We start from the raw sequence: 20,443 nt of genomic DNA on the forward strand, positions 1-20,443 counted from the left end.
ATGGATGCAGATAAACAACAGTTAGCCTCAAAGCAGCTTCGGCGTGTTACATATCTTAGCATAGCAGCCAACTTTTTTCTGGTTGGCGGGAAGTTCATCGTAGGTTCAATAACCGGTTCATTGTCCCTGCTTGCTGACGCAGTTCATTCGGTATCGGATATGCTTACCGATATAGCTGTCCTGCTGGGCCTTTATTTCGGCTCAAAAGAGCCCGATTCGGAACACCCATACGGACACGGCAAGCTGGAGACACTTTCGGCCATTGCGATAGCCTTGGGCCTATTAGGGGTGGGACTGGGGATGATATACTACGCGGCCCTTGACATTGCAAAGGGCCATGTTACACGTCCAAGTAACATGGTTCTGGCAGCAGCGGTTATAGCTATCGTCATTAAAGAGGTGGTTTATCGCGTTACAAAAGCGGCGGCGATGAAATATCACTGTCCAGCGGCGCTTGCGAACGCATGGCACGACCGTGCCGACGCTTTAAGCTCGGTTGCCGTTATCGCCGGGGTAGTCGCGCAGAAATTCGGATTTGGCCACGGCGACCAGGTTGCAGCCATCGGCATCGGCGTTATGGTCGTGATAGTTGCCACCGGTCTTATCGGGGACTGCCTCGGGGAACTAATCGAAAAAGCTGTTGATAAGGCGACGATAGAGCAGATTGAAGGTATTATTAAAGCCAACGGACAGATCCGTCAGTATCATCAGCTTCGGACTCGCACCATCGGAAGGCAGGTCTCCCTCGACGTGCATATCCTCGTCGACCCGCATCTGCACATAGCTGCCGCCCACGGGATAGCCGATAGTTTAGAAAAAGCCCTGACCGAGCAGATAACACGCCCCGTAAACATTACGATTCACGTCGAGCCGGACACACCTGAGCTTAGAAAATCGGTCTAAATGAGAATTAATGAATAATAAAAAGCTTTACAAATCACTTCGATGTGAGGTAATATAGTCTGCCTTTAAGAACTGTGTTTTGTGTTCAGAAAGGTTATTAAATAATATGGCCCTCAAGAAGTTTTTCAATCCAAGCTCAGTTGCTATAGTCGGAGCGTCCAGGACAAAAGGCAAGGTGGGCTATGAAATCCTCAAAAGTATACTCGAAGGGAAATATAAGGGCGGTATATTCCCGATCAATCCGAATACGGAGACGATAGAAGGGCTTAAGTGTTATCCAGACCTTGAGTCTATCGGCCAGGTTCCTGAGCTTGTGATTATTGTGGTGCCTGCCAAGGCGGTTCCGGCGGTTATGCAACAGTGTGCAAAGATCGGCAGCAGAGCAGTTATCATTATTACAGCCGGTTTCAAGGAGGTTAACCAGGAGGGCAGAGAGCTTGAAAATTGCGTTATTCAGATAGCAAAGCAGGGGCACATTCGAGTAATTGGCCCGAATTGCCTCGGGGTGATAGTACCGGGCAGTAACCTAAATGCCAGTTTCGGTGGGGAGATGCCTGCAGAGGGGACGATAGGATATATTTCGCAATCAGGGGCCTTAATGGCAGCGATTCTCGATATGGCCAATGCCAACCGTATCGGTTTCAGCAAACTTGTGAGCATAGGCAATAAAGCGGACATCAATGAGCTCGATGTCATAAAGGCCTTTGCAGCCGACGCTGAAACACGGGTCATTGCGGGCTACCTTGAGAGCATTGTTGACGGGAACACATTTGTGAGCCAGGCGGAGCAGCTATCTCTGCTAAAACCGATATTACTGATGAAGGCCGGCGTGACATCGGCTGGCGCAAAGGCGGCATCGTCTCATACGGGCAGCCTTGCGGGCAGTGAAGTTGCGTATGAATGTGTATTCGAGCGAGCAGGCATTATACGATGCAGTTCCATAAAGCAGCAGTTTGATTATGCTCAGGCGTTTGCGAATCAACCCCTGCCTACGGGTTCGAGGGTGGTATTAATTACCAATGCCGGTGGGGCTGGTATTATGGCGGCGGACTCTGTAGAACAACATGGTCTTAGCTTTGCGAAGCTGAGCGAAGAGACAACAGCCAAACTGGCAGCGAAGCTTCCGGCTTCGGCCAATATTAATAATCCTGTAGATATACTCGGAGATGCCTTAGCAGACCGTTATGAATTTGTCCTCGATACTGTCCTTGAAGACGAAGGTGTTGACATAGTTTTGGTTCTTCTGACCCCCCAGGCAATGACTCAGCCTGCAGCTACAGCTGAGGCAATGGTCAGAATAACGAGCCGGAAACCAGCTAAAACCGTTCTTGCCTGTTTTCTCGGCGCCAGCAAAATAGCCGAAGCAGTAAAGATATTAAAGAAAGGTAAAATCCCGATATATGATTCTACGGCGATGGCAGTTTCGACTATTAAAGTAATGACAGATTATGTGCGATGGCGGACGCGGCCTAAACGCGTGGTGAAGCTATTTGCCGTTAACCGTAGAAAGGTTGAAAATGTTATAGAGAGGCATCTGCGGCGCGGGATTCGTGAAATCAGTGAAGAAGATTCGAAGGAGATACTCGAGGCGTACGGATTTGTGACGCCGAAGGGTTCTATAGCAACGACATCGCAGCAGGCGGCGAACATAGCGCAGCAACTGGGATTTCCTGTTGCACTGAAAATCTGGTCGCCTGATATATTACACAAATCAGATGTCGGCGGTGTTAAGCTCGGTTTAAAAAGCGAAGCCGAGGTGATGGACGCTTTTGACCTGATGATGTACCGAATGCCGAAACAGGTTCCTGGCGCAAATATCCTCGGCGTTCTTGTTCAGGAGATGTGCAGAAGCGGCAAAGAGGTCATACTTGGGGTGCATCGCGACCCTCATTTTGGTCCATTGATGATGTTCGGGATGGGCGGGACGATGGTTGAGGTTCTAAAGGATGTGGCATTTTACCTGGCACCGCTGACGGCAGAAGAGGCAAAGCAGATGCTTGTCAATACCCGGACATACAAGATACTGAAGGGTGTTCGCGGCGAAGAGGGAGTGGACATAGATATAATAGCAGAGGGGCTGCAAAGACTATCACAGCTGGTTACAGAGTTTCCGCAGATTCAAGAGATGGATATAAACCCGTATGTTGTCGGCCCGGCAGGGACGACGTCAATTGCTGTTGATGCAAGGATAAGTGTAGAACAGGTTTAACTGAGAAAGACTGCTTATGCAAAGACTTGACTGGAAAGAGAAGTACAAGGAGAAAATAACGACAGCGGCTTCGGCGATGAAGCTGATTAAATCCGGCAATCATATATTCATAGGGACGGGCTGCGGTCAGCCGCAGCATCTTGTTGAAGCTTTGGTCAAGCATTCCAGCGGAATCACTGACGCTCATATAGTTCATCTGCTGACTATGGGCGCTGCGCCTTATGCCGACGAGAAGTTTCGCGAGAAGTTCAAGATGAACAGTTTTTTCATTGCCGATAACGTTCGCGATACTTTGAGCAGGGGTATCGGCGACTACACCCCCATATTTCTCTCGGAGATACCGCGTGAGTTCGAGCGAGGCAGAATTCCGATTGATGTTGCGTTAATTAGTGTAACACCACCAGATGTAAACGGTTTGTGCAGTCTTGGTGTGTCGGTAGATATTGTCAAGTCTGCCGCTGCCAATGCAAGGTACATCATAGCGCAGGTGAACAGCAGAATGCCTCGGACGTTCGGTGACAGCTTCGTACATGTCAATACCATCGATGCTCTGGTGCCCTGCGATGAGGAAATTATTGAAACCATTATACCCGAACCTGACGAGACCCTTCGCAGCATCGGTGAAAATATCGCCAGACTCGTCGAAGACGGCAGCACGATTGAGTGCGGTATAGGACAAATACCTCATGCCCTTGCTGAATTTTTATTATATAAGAAAGACCTTGGTATTCATACGGAGATGTTCAGTGATTGGATTATAGATTTGATTGAAAGCGGAGTGGTCACGTGCGCGAAAAAGACACTCAATCACGGCAAAGTCGTGGCGAGTTTTTGTATGGGCTCAAGGCGGCTTTATGATTACATAGACAATAATCCCTTTTTTGAGTTTTATCCCACCGAATATGTTAACGACCCTTACGTAATAAGCCAGAATGAGAAGATGGTCGGGATAAATGTCGGATTAGAAATTGACCTGACAGGTCAGGTGTGTTCGGATTCGCTTGGTTACAGATTTTACAGCGGCATCGGCGGGCAGGTTGATTTTATTCGCGGGTCAGCCAGAAGCAGGGGGGGCAAGGCGATTATCGCGATGCCTTCCACTGCGAAGAACGGGACGATAAGCAGGATTGTGCCACATCTGACCGAGGGAGCCGGTGTAGTTACCACCCGCGGCGATGTTCATTATGTAGTTACCGAATACGGAACCGCCTACCTGCACGGTAAGAGCATTAGAGAAAGAGTCCTGTCGCTGATTAATATTGCGCATCCGAAGTTCCGGAAAGAGCTGATTCAGGCTGCCAAAGAGCAGAGGTATATTTACTCCGACCAGATAGAGCTGGATACCGAACAGGTTATATATCCGGAAGGTCTGGAGCGTTATGATACTTTACGTGACGGCACGGAGATATTCTTCAGGCCGGTGCGGCCTACCGATGAGGCGGCATTATCAGAGATGCTGTATTCGCTCAGCAGTAAATCTGTTCAGACCCGCTATATGACTCACACAATTGCTTTTCCTCATAAAGATGTCCAGCAGCTAACAAACATCGATTATTACCAGGACTTAGCCATTGTGGGGACGGTCCCGGGGGTATCTGGCGAAGAGATAGTTGCTATTGCCCAGTATTTTCTCGACCCAAAGACTCATGCAGCAGAGGTGGCTTTTATTGTGCAGGATGAGTGGCAGCAGAAGGGGATGGGGACATTTCTGTTGGAGTACCTTACCCAAATCGCCAAGAATCGCGGTGTAAAGCGTTTTTACGCGAAAGTATTGCCGAGTAATAAAGCGATGCTGTCAGTCTTTCACAACTCCGGCTACAAAGTGAACACTGAGTTCGATGGTGAAGTTTATAGTGTAACATACAGTTTGGCGGAGAAAGAAAGGTAAGAACAGCCTTTGGGGACGAGAGAATCAGTATTTATTTATTCGAAGGATTTGGAGAAGTATCCGTATCCGCCGGAGCATCCGTTTAGTACAATCCGGGCTAAAAGGGTTCGGGAGATTGCCAATTCAATGGGGCTTTTGTCCGGAGCAGGCAGAAAAGAAGCGGCACCTGAGCCAATTGAGAGAATCATTCTCAAGAAGTTTCATTCATCGCGTTACCTGCATACCTTGAAAGAGGTGTCCAGAGGTAAATTTACCCCTGAGGCGATGGGTATGGGAATCGGGACGTCGGATTGTCCTGTCTTTAAGGGGTTATACGAAGGGGCTGTTTTGGCGGCAGGGGGGACACTGGTGGGTGCAAAGCAGATATTGTCGGGTGAAGCGGATGCGGCATTTAATCCGTCAGGCGGGTTTCATCATGCGGGACCTGAACGAGCATCTGGTTTTTGCTATATCAATGATGTTGCGCTTGCCTGTATGGTGTTGGCGGAGGAGGGGAAGAAGGTGTTATATCTTGATGTGGACGTTCATCACGGCGATGGGGTGGCGTACGCTTTTTTTGACCGGCGCGATGTGATGACTATATCGCTGCACCAGAACCCGAGGACACTATTTCCGGGAACGGGTTTCGAAGATGAAATCGGCAGCGGGGAAGGGAAAGGTTACTGCGTAAATATCCCCCTGCCGATAGGCACTTATGATGAAGCATATATAAAGACATTTGAAGCACTGGTGCTGCCGTTGATCGGGGTATACAAGCCGGATGTATTTGTTTTCGAGCTGGGGACGGATGCTCTTGCAGGCGACCCGCTTGCTCATCTGTCTCTTACTAATAATGTTTATGTAGAAATCATCAATCACCTATTAGGTTTTAACAAACCTATTCTTATGACGGGCGGCGGTGGTTATAACATCGGCAATACGGTGAGAGCATGGACGCTTGCATGGAGTGTTCTATGCGGTGCAGACAGCGAAAGTCATGAACACGCTCTTGGCGGAGTTATGCTCGGCAGCACCGAATGGCAGGGCGGTTTAAGAGACCAGGTGTTAGCTGTGAGCAATCAGCAGCGTGATGCAGTGATGTCCGCAATAGAAGTAATAATAGAGCAAATTAAGAAGAATGTATTCCCACTGCACGGATTGTGACGGAAGTTGATATAAAAAAGCCCGGGGTATGCCCGGGCTTTTTGTATATTTAAAGCAGGTTTTTTCGAGTTAGTCTTCTGCTTATGCCTGAACCGCCGGCTCTGATATTGCGACGGGTTTCAGTGTGGTGGCTATAAGTGCTGCAAGAATACACGCGATACCAGCCGGTATGAATGCCCACATCCAAGCCTGAGCATTTCCCATATATCCTCCGAGGATAGGTCCTGCGATACCACCTACGCCATATGCCATAAAGACCCATGGGTAGTTTTCACCAACGTTTTTATTACCAAAGAGGTCGGCAGTTGCAGCAGGGAAAAGAGCAAAGTTACCGCCGAAATTAAATCCGATAATGGCGGCGCCGATATATAGTCCCCATTCGCTTCCGCCGATGAAGAAGAAGACAATCATCATTATTCCCTGTATGAAATTCATAATGATTATCGAGTTCTTTCTTCCGAGTTTGTCGGAGGCCGCCCCCCAGACAATGCGGCCGAGGCCGTTGAGCAGTGCATAGAACAGGCCCATGGCGGTTCCTGTAATGATGCTTGCCTTGGTAGAATCAATGCCAGCTTTTGCGAGAGCGTCCATGCCAAAAAGCTTGATAATGCCAATTACCATCAGTCCCGCACCGGCACCAAATGTGAAGTTTATAAATAAAACCCAGAATTGATATTTTTTAGCCATTCTGGCCGGTGTTAGATTTACACCTCCTTCACTGCCTTTACCTGTTACAGGCGGTGTCCAGCCCTTGGGAAGCCATCCCTCTGGAGGGTTAATCATAACTAATGAGCCGAGCCCCACGAGAACGGCAAATAAAATGCCGTAGAGCTTAAACACTTCACTTACGCTCCATCCAGCTCCGAAGAGTCCCATCCAGCCGGGAGTAAGGTCAACCGGGCCGAATTTAAAGCCCTGAGTGAGCTTAACCCAAATAAGTGCTCCGAATCCGAAACCAGCAACAGCGAGGCCCATAATGAGACCTTTCTTATCGGGGAACCATTTTGCCAGAGCCGCAATCGGGCATACATAGGCAAGGCCAATACCTGCTCCGCCGAGGAGGCCTACACCGAGCAGGATGCCTGCGAAGCTTGTTCCGGAAAAACCAGCCAACAGATAACCTATCCCCAGAACAATACCACCGGTGATGGCAACTTTTCTGGGGCCGACTTTTTTCTGCCATTTTCCCGCAATCAGAGCCATTACAACGGCGAAGGAAACAAGGCCGATAGAAAAAGGCCACTGGGTTTTATCGGTGGCGAAGTTGAAAGGCGCTTCGGTTAATTTCTTTGTAAATGCGGACCAAGCATAAATAGCTCCCAGACAAAGCTGGATGAGGATGCCGCCTACCACTACCAGCCATCGATTCATAACTTTTTGCTCGTTCATTTTGTCTCCTTTACCTCAAAAGCAGACGGGTGCGCAACTTTTCATTGCACACCCGAGTCCTTTTTAATCAGTTTAATCCGTGGTTAAAATCCAAAATCCTAAACCTGCAAATTAAAATCACTTACCGCGGCCTTTCACAAGTTCTTCTACAACGTGCGGGTCTGCGAGAGTTGTGATATCACCGAGGTTCGAAGTGTTTCCCTCGGCTATTTTGCGCAGTATTCGCCTCATAATTTTCCCGGAACGTGTCTTCGGAAGAGCAGGGGCAAATTGTATCGCTTCAGGGACGGCAATTGCTCCTATTTCCTTGCGAACGTGCAGGAGGAGTTCCTTTTTCAGGTCTTCGTTTTCCTGGACACCCTGCTTTAGTGTTACAAACGCATACAATCCCTGCCCCTTTATATCGTGCGGAACGGGAGTAACCGCCGCCTCTGCCACTTTCTCATGGCTGACGAGTGCGCTTTCCACCTCAGCCGTTCCAATGCGGTGTCCTGAGACGTTCACCACGTCGTCGATTCTTCCCATCAGCCAGTAATCGCCATCTTCATCTACTCGGCAGCCGTCACCGGCGAAGTAAATGTTATCAAACATTGTGAAATATGTATCAATGAACCTGTCATGGTCGCCCCACATTGTGCGCATCATTCCAGGCCAGGGCCTTTTTATACAGAGCTTTCCGCCTTCGTTCACATCACATTGGCTTCCATCATCCCGCAGGACAACAGCGTCAACACCGAAGAAGGGCTGGTTTGCGCTGGCGGGCTTTAACGTATGAGCACCGGGCAGAGGTGTAATCATAAATCCGCCGGTTTCCGTCTGCCACCAGGTATCAACGATTGGACATCGGTTGCGTCCTATCTTTTCGTAGTACCACATCCATGCCTCAGGATTTATGGGCTCGCCGACTGTTCCGAGGATTCTCAGAGTGTCGAGTTTGTATTTGGCGGGCCATTCCTCGCCGAGACGCATCAGTGCTCTAATAGCAGTTGGTGCAGTATAGAAAACAGTAACGCCGAACTTATCGCAAATCTGCCAGAAGCGTCCGGCATCCGGATAAGTGGGGACTCCTTCGAACATTAATGATGTGCTTCCATTTGCAAGCGGGCCATAGACAATATAGCTGTGGCCTGTCACCCAGCCGATATCAGCAGTACACCAATAAATATCATCGTCGTGAATGTTGAAAACGAGTTTGTGGGTAAGAGTGACGTGCATCAGATATCCGCCGGTAGTATGGACAACACCCTTGGGCTTTCCAGTCGAGCCGGAAGTATAAAGGATAAAGAGGGGGTCTTCGGCGTTCATATGTTCTGCTTCGCATTGCTCTTTGGCGCCGGCCATTTCGTCATGATACCATGTATCTCTGCCGTCTTTCATATTGCAGGGCTCATCGTTGACTTTTACAACTATAGCGGATTCGATTGTCGGTGTTTTTTCGAGAGCTGCGTCGGCTATGTCTTTCAGTTTGATATGTTTACCGGCTCTCAGTGAAACATTTGAAGTGATAAGCATTTTGCAGTCGGAGTCATTGATTCGGCCTTCAATGGCATCGGAGCTGAATCCGCCGAATATGACCGAGTGAATAGCGCCGATGCGGGCACATGCAAGCATCACTATAGTAAGTTCAGGGACCATCGGCATGTAAATTGCGACACGGTCACCCTTTTTTATGCCTTTTGATTTCAGGACATTAGCAAATTTACAAACGTGCTTGTACAGTTCTTCGTAGGTAAATTTCTTAACGGCATCTTCAGCTTCACCCTGCCAAATCAGCGCGGTTTTCTTTGCGGTTGGCGTGCCAAGATGACGGTCGAGGCAGTTATATGCTATGTTCAGCTCGCCGTCTGCGAACCATGTGTGTTCTATTTTGCGACTTTTCGTGTCCCATGTATACTCGAGACTTTTGGTCGGTTTTTTGAACCAGGTTAGACTTTTGGCCTGCTCCATCCAGAAGCTATCGGGGTCGTTGATAGACTGCTCCCACATTTCTTGATACTGCTGCCTGGTGGTTATATAAGCATTTTTCTTGATGTTTGCCGGAGGCGGGAACGTTCGCTTTTCGACCATAAGAGACTGGATAGCTTTTTGTTGTTCTGCCATAATACGATTCCTCACAACTCAAAATTAACATACTTTTCATTCAACCTTGGTTTAGATACCAGAATCTAACATACTATCCGAGTTGGTGGAATATGTCAATCAACTTAATTCGATTTTTTACTTGATTTGCATTTATTTGCTGATAAACTCGCTGTCTATTTATTTAATTTCACGGCTGAAGAGGCTTTTTATAGTGCTTTTTTGAAAGGAAGATTATGAAAAGGATTTTACTAATTATGATGATGCTACTGGCCGCGGCCTCTTTAGCGGTGGCAGCGGAAACGGAACAGGAAAAGAAACTTGGCGTTACTTTTGACCTGCAGTATCACAGCAAATGGCTTAGTAAAGGAGCTGAGGCGTACGGTCAGCACGGCGCACTTTTCGAGATACTCGACCTTGATTTCTACGGTACCGGTTTTGGTGTAAATACTACTCACCGCGGCGCCATCGGAGGCGGGTATGTTGACAATGAAAGGTTTGATTTCAGACCGTATTACAAGAATCGGCTCTTCGAAGGCCAATCTTATGTTACGAATTACAATTTAAGCGTTGGGTATGAATATTATCCCGGTCTTTCGCGGCGGAAGTCCAATACCACCTACGAGTGGATATTTGCATTTTCGTGGCCGGATATTTTACCGAAAGGCTTCGTGCCCGGCTACATCGCGCATTACGAATATCCGGCTGTGAGCGGCGGCCGTTTCAACCATATTACCGGCTGGGTCCACCGCTTCAAACTTGACTATTATATGGATATGCCCCAATTACCGAAGCCGCTGTGTCTTTCCTCGGAAGTCGCCTACACTGACGGCCTTGGCGGCGCTTCGCACGACTGGTCATACGCCACCTTTGGCTTGGGAACAAAATTTGATATCACCAAGAACCTTACATTTGCTCCCGGGGTCTACCAACAAATATCAATGGACAAATCGGTATCCAAGCGAAAAGATATAACATACTGCATATTGAGTATGAAGTATAAGTTCTAAATAAGGTATGGTTTTATGTTTGCAACAGGGCCGGTTTAAAACCGGCCCTGTTTTTAATACGCCCGGCGTGATTCGAACACGCAACCTTCGGTTCCGTAGACCGACGCTCTATCCAGTTGAGCTACGGGCGCAACAATCACCGCTGCCAAGTTATTTATATTACAACCGGCGGTCATTTGTTTCAAGAAAATTAAGGTAAACCCCATGCCGACTTTATAATCTGCCGATTTTTCCGCAGTGGAGGCCTAAACGGCGCTTGACCTATTGTTTTATTTCAAATATCATTACCGTCGGTTATATTGATTAAGGCGGATTGCATTGATTGAATTTCAGAGGTACAGATAAATGAAGGTCAGTAAACGAGCGCAGGCGATACCACCTTCGGCAACTTTGGCTGTTACTTCGCGGGCGAAGGAATTGAAGGCCAAAGGTGTAGATATAGTCGGTTTTGGGGCAGGTGAGCCGGATTTCGACACGCCTGATTTTATCAAGGAAGCCGCGATAAAAGCTCTGAAGGCAGGCAAGACTAAATATACAGCTGAGTCTGGTATAGTTGAACTGCGAACCGCTATTGCCGCCAAGCTGGAAAAGGAAAACGGCCTCAAATACACGCCTGAGCAGGTCATAGTCAATATCGGCGGCAAGCACTCCGTTTATGAGGCGATGCAGGCAGCACTTGACCCGGGCGACGAGGTGATTTTACCTGTGCCGTATTGGGTAACATACCCTGAAGCGATAAAGCTCGCCGATGCAGTCCCTAAAATTGTTCAGACAGACAAGAAGAACAGTTATAAGATTACGCCGACCCAGTTGAAGCAGGCCGTCACAAAGAAGGCCGCTATGCTCGTGCTTAATTCGCCAAGTAATCCGGGCGGTTTTACTTATACTCCCGAAGAACTCAAGGCCATCGCAAAGGTCCTCGAAGGAACACAAGTGATGGTGCTTTCAGATGAAATTTATGAGAAGCTAATCTACGGCGATACCAAGTTTATAAGTTTCGCTTCGTTGTCCAAAGACGCCTATGACAGGACACTGACCCTCAACGGCCTGAGCAAAACATATTCTATGACCGGATGGCGGCTTGGGTATGCTGCGGGGCCTCTGGAAGTTATAAAGGCAATGGGGCGTCTTCAATCTCATATGACCTCTAACGCCGTAACCTTCGCTCAATATGCGGCAATTGCTGCGTTGACCGACCCTGTTGCAGACCAGACCATAGAAAAAATGAGAGTGGAGTTTGAGCGTCGAGGCAAATATATGGCAGAGCGTTTGAACTCCATCGAAGGCGTTGAGTGTCTCGAATCTACCGGGGCTTTTTACTGTTTTCCTGATGTTTCGAGCCATTACGGCCGAACTATTAATGGAGCGAAAATCGGCGGCAGTATGGACTTTGCAAAAGCGCTTCTGGAGCAGGCCAATGTCGCTCTTGTTCCAGGCTTGCCGTTCGGGTGTGATGCAAATGTGCGGTTAAGTTTTGCCTGCTCGATTGAACAAATTACCAAAGGATTGGATAGATTAAAGAGATGGCTAAGTCAATGAACAACGTTAGAAATTCTAAAGGAAACAAGACTACGGCAGAACCCCCTGAAGTTTCTGCTGCGGTAGATATCCCAAGTCGCCATGCGTTGTCCGGCTGGCCGATGATATTGGGGTGGCTGGCAATGCTCATTTTTGCCTTTCACGCCAGCACGCATATGGTCGGGGCCGGCGATACTTGGGTCGCAATGGCCTGCGGCCGGCATTTTATCAATCACGGTGTTAACACAGTCGAGCCATTCAGCGCAAACTCACACAAGGCAGGCCCAACAGAAGTGGAAATCGCGACATGGCCGAACTGGGCACAATGGATTACGCAGAAAGTCGGCATTGAAACAGTTAAATACTGGCATCCGACCGGCTGGGTCAACCAAAACTGGCTGACACACGTTATTTTTTACTGGCTGACAACCTTGTCTCCTTTCGCGGACGCCGAGACTTTTTCATTTAATACGCTGGTTTATTGGAAGTTTGCGATTTATATAGTTACCGTGATTTGTGTTTACTACACCGGCCGATTATTGGGGGTCAATCCGGCTTTGTCGGCAGTGCTCGCCTGCTTTGCGATGTTTACGGGGCGTTCCTTTCTTGACGTTCGTCCTGCGGGTTTCTCGAATTTGCTGGTTGCCGTATTTTTACTTATACTTGTCCTTGCTACGTATCGAAACATATTATATATCTGGCTTATTATTCCGCTCACTATTTTCTGGTGTAATGTCCATGGCGGGTACGTTTATGCGTTCATAATGCTCGTGCCATTCGTGGTTTTGCATCTTCTAACGAGTATCTCCAGAGGAAGGTTTGTTTCCATCGGTCTAAAAGGAGTTTATCATACTATTGCCGCCGGCTTTATCGCTTTTGTTGCGGTGATAGTATTCAATCCTTTTCACCTTACAAATCTTACGCATACTTACGTTATCAGCTTTAGTAAACACGCTGAAATGTGGCGTACTGTTAACGAGTGGCATCCTGCTTTTGCATGGCAAAATCCCGTTGGTACAGGATTCCCATTTTTAGTTCTTTTTATTTTAAGTATCGGTTTGCCTTTGTTTTGGCTCTTCAGCTATTTTATGAAACCCAAATTGCTGAGAGCACCGAAGGGTGAACTTGAGGTACAGGAAAAGCTATTCAAAGCTCTCTCGACAATCTTCGGCTTCGCGGCCGCTGTACTTATATGCTGGATTACATTTATTTCCTTCTCTTTTGTTAAAGCTGATGTGGCGAGCCTGCTTTTATGTACTACATTTGTGTGCATCCTGCTGCTCAGTATTTATAAAAGTGTTTATTTCATTCATTTGGCAATCGGCCTAACGCTGCTGGCTATGGGCGTTAGTGATGCGAATGCCAACTATTCCGGAAGATATATCTATCCGTTTGTTATACTGCCTGCTTATGTCATACTGCATATTTTTGTCCTGCTGTTCTCGAAGACCGTTAAATTCAAACCCAAAAATATTGCCTTTGTTGTTCTTGCGGCTGTTGTTTCATTGTTGTTAATGTTTATTATCTTTAATCCTTTCAAGTTTAATATGCCTTTTTTAAACGCTGTGAAGCAGTTTGTGGAATTGCATCGGACATGGAGCCCCGAGTATGAACGCAACCTTGATATAACTTATGAACACCTTTTTGGTGTCATTTATATTGTGAACATTGGTTCGATTATCCTTTGGTTAACACTTCCTCGCCTGCAAAAATTATTCGCTTCAATTCCGAATAAAATCCGTGAAGGATCCCGGGCCGTTCAATATGAAATACCTAAACTTGATTTGCCGTTAATAGCCATCGCTGCTCTTACCATTTATATGGCTTATCGTTCCCGCAGGTTTGTACCGATAGCAGGTATTGTAGCATGTCCAATTGCAGCGATGCTTATTGACCAGATAGCTCGCACAATCTCAGCTTCACGTAATTACTATAAAACCCGTTCTTTTTCCGTAGGTCCAATGCCATATAACCTTCAGGTATTTTTTATCTTTGCTGCCGCGGTAGCGGTTATGGCTTTTGGCATCTCGTGGGGACTACAATTCAAGCATGTTTATCTTGATTGCTGGCCCTCCGGTGCGAGATTAAATTCCGTTTTTATGCGGATGACAGCATCGAATGTCAAACCGTTTGACGGCTGTAAGTTTATAAGAGACAATAAGTTAAAAGGTAAAATGTTTAATTACTGGACCGAAGGCGGTTTCATTGCCTGGGGTCAGGAACCTGATCCGAATACAGGGAGAACCCCTCTGCAATTATTTGTGGATGGCCGCGCGCAGGCGGCGTATGAGCCGAAGGCTTACCGGATATGGTCCACTATTATGTCAGGAGGCCCGGCTCACCAAAGTGCGCTGATAAGAAAGGTTCCTTCTGATTATATCGAAATCGGCAAATGGGTGGATGAACAACTGAAAAAACATAATGTCTGGGTGGTTTTAATGCCGCTTGCCGACACAGAGGTGAATAACGGGCCTTTCGTAAAAGGCATTGAACGTAATCCTAACTGGGCTCTTGTCTTCTTTAATAACACAGAAAAAATCTTTGTCGATGTAACGACCCCGCAGGGCAGAGAGCTTTTAGAGGGCATATTCAAAGGTACGACGCTTTACCCAGATGAGTTTTCCAAAAACCTTGTTGTTGCTTATAACACCGCGGGTGGTGACTCAAAGAAACAAAGCCTTGACTTTGCAATCGAAGCCTTTAATTTATACCCATCGCAAGCACCGTTACTGATTATTTTGCCTTTTGCTCAATACGCTGAGACGCTACCTGTTGTAAATGATTTCTGCAAAAATTATTTCGATGATTTCACAAAAAATAAGAGTCTTTATGCAAAACAGGATGGATATCTCAATAGAATCTGGGCTGTATGGATCGTATGCAGATATTTGCGAGAAAGCGCTGCAATACAAGGTAACACCGAACTTGTACAATTTTATGACGCCAAGCTGCGAGAGTATCAGAGTGAACAGGAACCATTACAAAAGGGGAAGAAGTGGTGACCTGTGATAAAAGAAGATACATTGCCGGCTAACGTTTCAGAACCGAAAACATCGCTCAGTGTTTTCTTTCCTTGTTATAACGAGCAGGATAATGTTAATCGCACCGTGGAACAGGCACTTGCTGTTCTAAGTGGACTTAACGCCGATTTCGAAATAATTATTGTTGATGACGGCAGTTCCGATGCCACCGGGCAAATCGCCGACCAAATCTCCCGACGAGACAGCAGGGTAAAAGTGGTGCACCACCACCCTAACCTCGGTTACGGGGCCGCATTGCAGTCCGGATTCAAGGCGGCCGCTAAAAAATATGTTTTTTATGCTGATGGTGACGGCCAGTTCGATATCAGCGAATTGCCGCCGTTACTGCCGCTGATGAGCCAGTTCGATATTGTCAGCTGTTATCGACTTAACCGTCAGGACAACTTTGTTCGCAGGTTCAACGGCTGGGCATGGACGAAACTGGTCTGCTTTTTACTCAATATAAAAATCCGTGACATCGACTGCGCTTTCAAACTTTATAAAAGGGAAATCTTTGACAATATCCAGATGTCGAGTATGGGCGCTCTGATAAACGCTGAGATTCTCGCCCGAGCAACCCGCAAAGGCTATTCCATTACCCAAAAAGGCGTACATCATTATCCACGGACGGCCGGCACGCAAACCGGCGCTAATTTAAGAGTAATTCTTCGTGCGTTCAAAGAGTTGATCAAACTGCGCAGCAAAATTATAAGCGGAAGCTGATAATTGGGGTATGAACAAAGAGAAAGTCAATTTGTTCGTCTACGGCTCACTGCGGGAGCCCGAAATATTCAAGTCGGTCAGCAGCTTGGGTTTTACTATTGACAGGTCACGGACCAACGAAGGAACCCTTTTAGCAGAGCCGGCTCTGCTGCCTTACTATCGAAAAGTAACGCCCGACAATGTCTATTTCTATGCCGTGCCGGACGCATCTTCAAAAATCGAAGGTTTCGTTATTTACGGAGTCCCACCGTCTGCAATGGCGGAAATTAACAGGTATGAAGGTAAACGCTATTACCGGGAAACAGTTCACGTCAATACCGCCAAGGGACTGATCGAGGCGCAGGCATATTTGGCCACTCGCGAATCAATGAAAAAACGTTTCGGTGACAGATTCCACGTCAACCTGATACATGAGCTGTGGCTGCGAAAACGGATTGAAGGGTTTATAAAGAAACATACCCGCCCCGGCGAAGAAACCACCGACGCCAACCTCGAACGGCGGGCAGAACGAGAGCTGCTGGCGACCACCGAGCGCGACCTTGTAATAAGTCACTACCGCAGCGATGCCGTCAGCGACTATTATCTCGAACACGAACTGGACCGTCCCAGGCCAAGCATAAAACCCCTTCGCAGCGAGCCGGATGTTGCACCTTTTGTCAAAAATTATCTGGCACTGGTCATAAAACAGGTCATGCTCAATCAGCTCGACGAAAGAGTGCAGTCCCAATACCGTTTTGAGCTTGAGCATATACGTACTTCCGAAAGATACTTCAAGCGCTCAATCAGTCTTCTCATCGCTTTACAGATGATAAACACCGATGATGTTGAACTTATTACCGGCAAGGCCCTCAAGACAATGTCATACCAGAAATACGACCTTATCGACTACGTCAAATATGCCGTTCAGGCAGCCGATAGCATATTTGATTCTCGCGTGGCTTACTCATATCTTGAGCGTGTCCGCACCAACTTCCACCCCGGCCTTATACCGCTCGGAGCCGAGATAGAATTGAGCAATCTGGGTCCTGCCACTGTTGAGTCGCAGGGAAACTCTCAGAAAAAAACCGACCCGGCATATGATGGTTTTAGATACTTCCACGATTTTTGGCTTGATGTTTTATCATGGAAACTCGGCGGTTATATCGATGACCACACCGGCGAAACTGAACGGGCACGCCGCTGCGGTTTTTTGGAGCTGGCGCCCGGCAGACTGAATATCGCAGGCGAACTGTCCCGGCCTGCAACGGCTGACCCCTGGCTTCTCAACCAATTGATACACGAAATCAGCAAATTCTATAAAGTGGCACCGCACAGTCTGCATTTGTCTTTTCAGCTTCGCAAGGACCAAATCGGCAGCCAGAAAGTCCTCCCGTTGGATTTCGTCAAGTGCCTGCTTGCGCTGGGCGGTGGTTTGCAGAAGCAAAGCAGCGGCAGATTATGGATTTCGAGAATGGGCAATGATGAAATAACCCAGCGCAGCGACGGCGAAGAAGAGCTTGTCTTTGCCAGAACCAGCAAGCGCAAATGGTATCTCGGTGAAGATGAAGTCGCCGACAAAGCTCCTCCTCAGGCCACTACATATACCCAGCAGTATAAGTTCATTCGTCTCGATAAAGAGATTAATTATGAGCCGTTAATCCTGTGCCTTAAAGGTCTTCAAATAGCCTATAATCCTGGCGATTACTTAAGTATCAAGCAGCTGAAAGCGAGTAAGAAATTACAAAAGGACTACGAAGAGCTTAAGGAATGGGCGCTTGAGCCCGCGGAAATCGAGCCGCAGATAATAAGCAGGTTTCTGGATACCATTCAGGGCGGGTTAATGAACGAGAGGCACCGCCGTCCCGCCCATAAACTGCACTATATCGATTGGGCAATAGATGCCATTGACGCGCAACTGCAGAAGTTCAATAAACAGGTTATCACTTCTTAGTTGGTCTGTTTTTTATATTCAGCAGGTATATTTTTCTTCTTTTTAGTTTTCTTATCGCGCACCGGGTTACTTCGTTATGGTCGAATGCCAAATCTTTCGGCAGTTTCCCGATATCGAACCACCGCGCCTCGGCCGCGTCGTCGCCGGCCCTGATTCTTCGCTGTTTCTCTGTAGCGATACCCATAAATACTATCGTAATCTGCCTGCCCCGCGGGTCACGGCCGGGCGTGCCGAAGGTATGCATTTGCTCGAGCACGATACCGCTTAATCCCGCTTCTTCGAACAATTCTCTGACGGCGGCATCTTCGAGCTCCTCGTCGATATCGACAAATCCGCCGGGCAGTGCCCATTTGCCTTTGAACGGCTCGTTTCCGCGATTGATAAGCAGCAGTTTCGCCTTGTCCCCGAAGAAGCCGAATACCGCGGCATCAACGGAGATCATCGGCCTCGGCCAGTCGTAAACATATTTGCCTTTTTTCGCCATAAGGTCCCTAATTTAACAACTCATCCGCAAACAATCAATTGCTTAAAATCTCTTTATCGCTTAAAATGACTAATCTTATGGCCTGTTCACAAAACAAAATTCAAATCGCTTCGCTCCAGCTTGGTAACGGCTGGAGCGGCAGGGTGGTATTATCAGACCTTTCAAGCGGCGTAGAGTTTTCGGCAGCGGACTGGATTAAGTGCCTCTCGCAGCCGCACCTGTTGTTCGAGGACGTCTCGAAAACCATCAAAGTAGAAGGCCGCAATCGCGTCGCGATAAAAAACCTCACTATCGCAGGTACAAATCTGAAAGCGGTAATTAAACGGAGCTGGCCTGAAGATGGTTTCAGTCAGTTTTTCCGCTCGTTCCGCTCCGGCAGGGCGGTGCGAAATTTCGATACAGCTTTGACACTTCATCGCCTCGGGATTCCGGCGGTGGCCCCGCTTGCGGTCATGCAGGAAAAGAAAGGCCCGCTTACCCGCCAGAGTATCTACATCACCCGCTATCTCGAAGAAAGCTATGACCTCCGCGACTTTTGCCGCCAGTATATATCGGAGAGGCGACTATCGTTAAGAAAGCATCTCTCCAATCAGCTCGCCTCGATACTGGCGACGCTGCACAAAAACGGTTTATGGCACAGAGACTCGAAAGCGAATAATTTTCTCGTTACACCGCAAGGTGGGGATAAATACAAAGTTCTGCTCACCGATATGGATGGTATTAAGCCGTATCGGCTGCGGCGAGAGGCTTGCCGGTTACGTTCATTGTGGCAGCTCGCCGCGTCGCTTATGTCCATCCCCGCTGTCAGCCGGACGGATTACCTGCGATTCTTTTTAGACTATTGTAATCTTACAGATATTGCCCCTTCGCAGCGGCGGGAGATTTACCGTCAGCTTGCGGAAATGGCCAAAGCTAAATATCGCCGCTTGACGCGGAAAAATATCCTGATAATCAAGCCCAGCTCGCTGGGTGACGTGGTTATGGCGCTGCCGGCGCTTTCGGCCCTTCGCAGGAGCTTTCCCCAGGCGAAGATTAGCTGGTTTATCCGGCCGGAGTTCGCGCCGCTTATTAAAAATCACCCCGATTTAAATGAGGTAATTCTTTTTGAGCGTAAGTTCTTGGGTCGTGCGTTGTCTAATCCGCGTGCTTTTGGCGCATTGGTTGCGCTTATCTGGCGGATTAATCGCTGTAAATTCGACATAGTAATCGACCTGCAGGGCCTGTTCCGCACCGCTGCTTTTGCCTGGCTGTCGGGCTGTAAAAAGCGTTTCGGAATGGCAAACGCCGGGGAATTCGCCCATCTCTTTTACACGAATAAGATTAAACAGGATAGTGTCTGTATCCACCTTGTCGATTACTACCTCGAAATTGTCCGCCAGGCCGGCGCTGCAAAGATAGATGTGCAATTCCTGCTGCCGGTAGATTCTGTTGCTGCTGATTCGGTCAATAGATTGCTGAAAGCAAAAGACATTAAACCTGATAATTACGCCGTTTTTGTCCCCACGTCCGCACACGAGGATAAATGCTGGCCGGTTGAGCGTTTCGCCGCTTTGGCTGATAAAATTACTAAGCAATTTCACCTCTCCATAATCGCTACCGGCTCGGCTTCCGAAAAGCCAATTGTGGAAAGGCTCAAAAATAAAGCCAATGTCCCGATAGCCAATTTCGCGGGCGTAACTTCTATCGGCGAGCTGGTTACTCTGCTCAAAGGCGCCCGGCTGGTGGTAAGCAATGATACCGGCCCGGGGCATATAGCCGCGGCTTTGGGCGTGCCGGTTGTTTTGATTTTCGGCAGGTCTAATCCCGCCCGCGTGGCCCCTTACGGCAGGCCTGATTGCGCCGCGGCCATTGAGCCGAATGGCAGGGGCTTCGAGGCCGACAGCACTGACCCGAAACACGATATTAAAGCAATAACAGTCGATGAGGTTTATCAAAAGGTATGTGAGCAGCTTTAAAATTGGGTTCGTTTGGGTTCGTTTTTGCGAGTTGGTAGTTCGTAGTTTTTGGTTGTTAGTAATTGTAATATCTGGAGTTATATTCATTTTGGGGGTTTTGGAAATTGGGTTCGTTTTGCATAATTTGTTGTTTTTGATTGATTGACTTTTAACCGCAGATTGCGCAGATTCACACTGATTACTTAAATAAAA

General features: G+C 47.9%; 13 protein-coding genes and 1 tRNA gene. 10 read left to right on the forward strand and 4 right to left on the reverse strand.

Annotated features, from left to right (window positions below):
• The 4 genes from PHG53_08420 to PHG53_08435 all read left to right on the forward strand — a co-directional run bounded on the left by PHG53_08420 (position 1) and on the right by PHG53_08435 (position 6,143).
• Positions 1-903, forward strand: coding sequence for a cation diffusion facilitator family transporter (locus PHG53_08420; protein ID MDD5381642.1), 903 nt, complete (start codon positions 1-3; stop codon positions 901-903).
• A 106-nt stretch (positions 904-1,009) separates the two neighbouring features.
• Positions 1,010-3,112: an acetate--CoA ligase family protein gene (locus PHG53_08425; GenBank protein MDD5381643.1), complete on the forward strand. Its 2,103-nt coding sequence runs from the start codon at positions 1,010-1,012 to the stop codon at positions 3,110-3,112.
• 16 nt (positions 3,113-3,128) lie between these two features.
• Positions 3,129-5,000: a GNAT family N-acetyltransferase gene (locus tag PHG53_08430; GenBank protein ID MDD5381644.1), complete on the forward strand. Its 1,872-nt coding sequence runs from the start codon at positions 3,129-3,131 to the stop codon at positions 4,998-5,000.
• Positions 5,001-5,009: 9 nt separating this feature from the next.
• Positions 5,010-6,143, forward strand: a complete 1,134-nt coding sequence (locus PHG53_08435) for an acetoin utilization protein AcuC (protein ID MDD5381645.1) — start codon at positions 5,010-5,012, stop codon at positions 6,141-6,143.
• Positions 6,144-6,224: 81 nt separating this feature from the next.
• Here PHG53_08435 and PHG53_08440 read toward each other — a convergent pair whose 3' ends face one another.
• Both PHG53_08440 and acs read right to left on the reverse strand, forming a co-directional pair.
• The gene (locus PHG53_08440) at positions 6,225-7,532 is read right to left on the reverse strand and encodes an OFA family MFS transporter (GenBank protein ID MDD5381646.1); all 1,308 of its coding nucleotides are present in this window, start codon (positions 7,530-7,532) and stop codon (positions 6,225-6,227) included.
• 117 nt (positions 7,533-7,649) lie between these two features.
• A complete protein-coding gene (acs, locus tag PHG53_08445; protein ID MDD5381647.1) occupies positions 7,650-9,632 on the reverse strand; it encodes an acetate--CoA ligase in 1,983 nt (660 codons plus the stop codon).
• 215 nt (positions 9,633-9,847) lie between these two features.
• Between acs and PHG53_08450 the strand changes: the two genes are divergently transcribed.
• Positions 9,848-10,621 (forward strand): hypothetical protein, encoded by a 774-nt coding sequence (locus PHG53_08450; GenBank protein MDD5381648.1) that lies wholly within the window; start codon positions 9,848-9,850, stop codon positions 10,619-10,621.
• 57 nt (positions 10,622-10,678) lie between these two features.
• Here the strand turns inward: PHG53_08450 and PHG53_08455 are convergent.
• Positions 10,679-10,752: transfer RNA gene (locus tag PHG53_08455), tRNA-Arg, on the reverse strand.
• Between the two features lie 214 nt (positions 10,753-10,966).
• Between PHG53_08455 and PHG53_08460 the strand changes: the two genes are divergently transcribed.
• From PHG53_08460 to PHG53_08475, 4 genes are read left to right on the forward strand one after another with little or no spacing between them, the layout of a single operon-like run.
• Positions 10,967-12,160 (forward strand): pyridoxal phosphate-dependent aminotransferase, encoded by a 1,194-nt coding sequence (locus tag PHG53_08460; protein MDD5381649.1) that lies wholly within the window; start codon positions 10,967-10,969, stop codon positions 12,158-12,160.
• Positions 12,145-15,141 carry a hypothetical protein gene (locus PHG53_08465; protein ID MDD5381650.1) on the forward strand — a complete coding sequence of 999 codons (2,997 nt, stop codon included), beginning with the start codon at positions 12,145-12,147 and terminating at the stop codon, positions 15,139-15,141. Before PHG53_08460 ends, PHG53_08465 begins: the two co-directional genes overlap by 16 nt.
• Before the next feature lie 3 nt (positions 15,142-15,144).
• The gene (locus PHG53_08470) at positions 15,145-15,882 is read left to right on the forward strand and encodes a glycosyltransferase family 2 protein (protein MDD5381651.1); all 738 of its coding nucleotides are present in this window, start codon (positions 15,145-15,147) and stop codon (positions 15,880-15,882) included.
• Positions 15,883-15,892: 10 nt separating this feature from the next.
• Positions 15,893-17,812 (forward strand): gamma-glutamylcyclotransferase, encoded by a 1,920-nt coding sequence (locus tag PHG53_08475; protein ID MDD5381652.1) that lies wholly within the window; start codon positions 15,893-15,895, stop codon positions 17,810-17,812.
• Here the strand turns inward: PHG53_08475 and PHG53_08480 are convergent.
• A complete protein-coding gene (locus PHG53_08480; protein ID MDD5381653.1) occupies positions 17,802-18,296 on the reverse strand; it encodes an NUDIX hydrolase in 495 nt (164 codons plus the stop codon). The genes PHG53_08475 and PHG53_08480 overlap by 11 nt on opposite strands.
• Positions 18,297-18,373: 77 nt before the next feature.
• On the opposite strand from PHG53_08480, the gene PHG53_08485 reads away from it, so the two are divergent.
• Positions 18,374-20,251, forward strand: coding sequence for a glycosyltransferase family 9 protein (locus PHG53_08485; GenBank protein MDD5381654.1), 1,878 nt, complete (start codon positions 18,374-18,376; stop codon positions 20,249-20,251).
• Positions 20,252-20,443: the final 192 nt, after the last annotated feature.

It is taken from the genome of Phycisphaerae bacterium, from assembly GCA_028714855.1.
Classification (GTDB): Bacteria; Planctomycetota; Phycisphaerae; order Sedimentisphaerales; family Anaerobacaceae; genus CAIYOL01.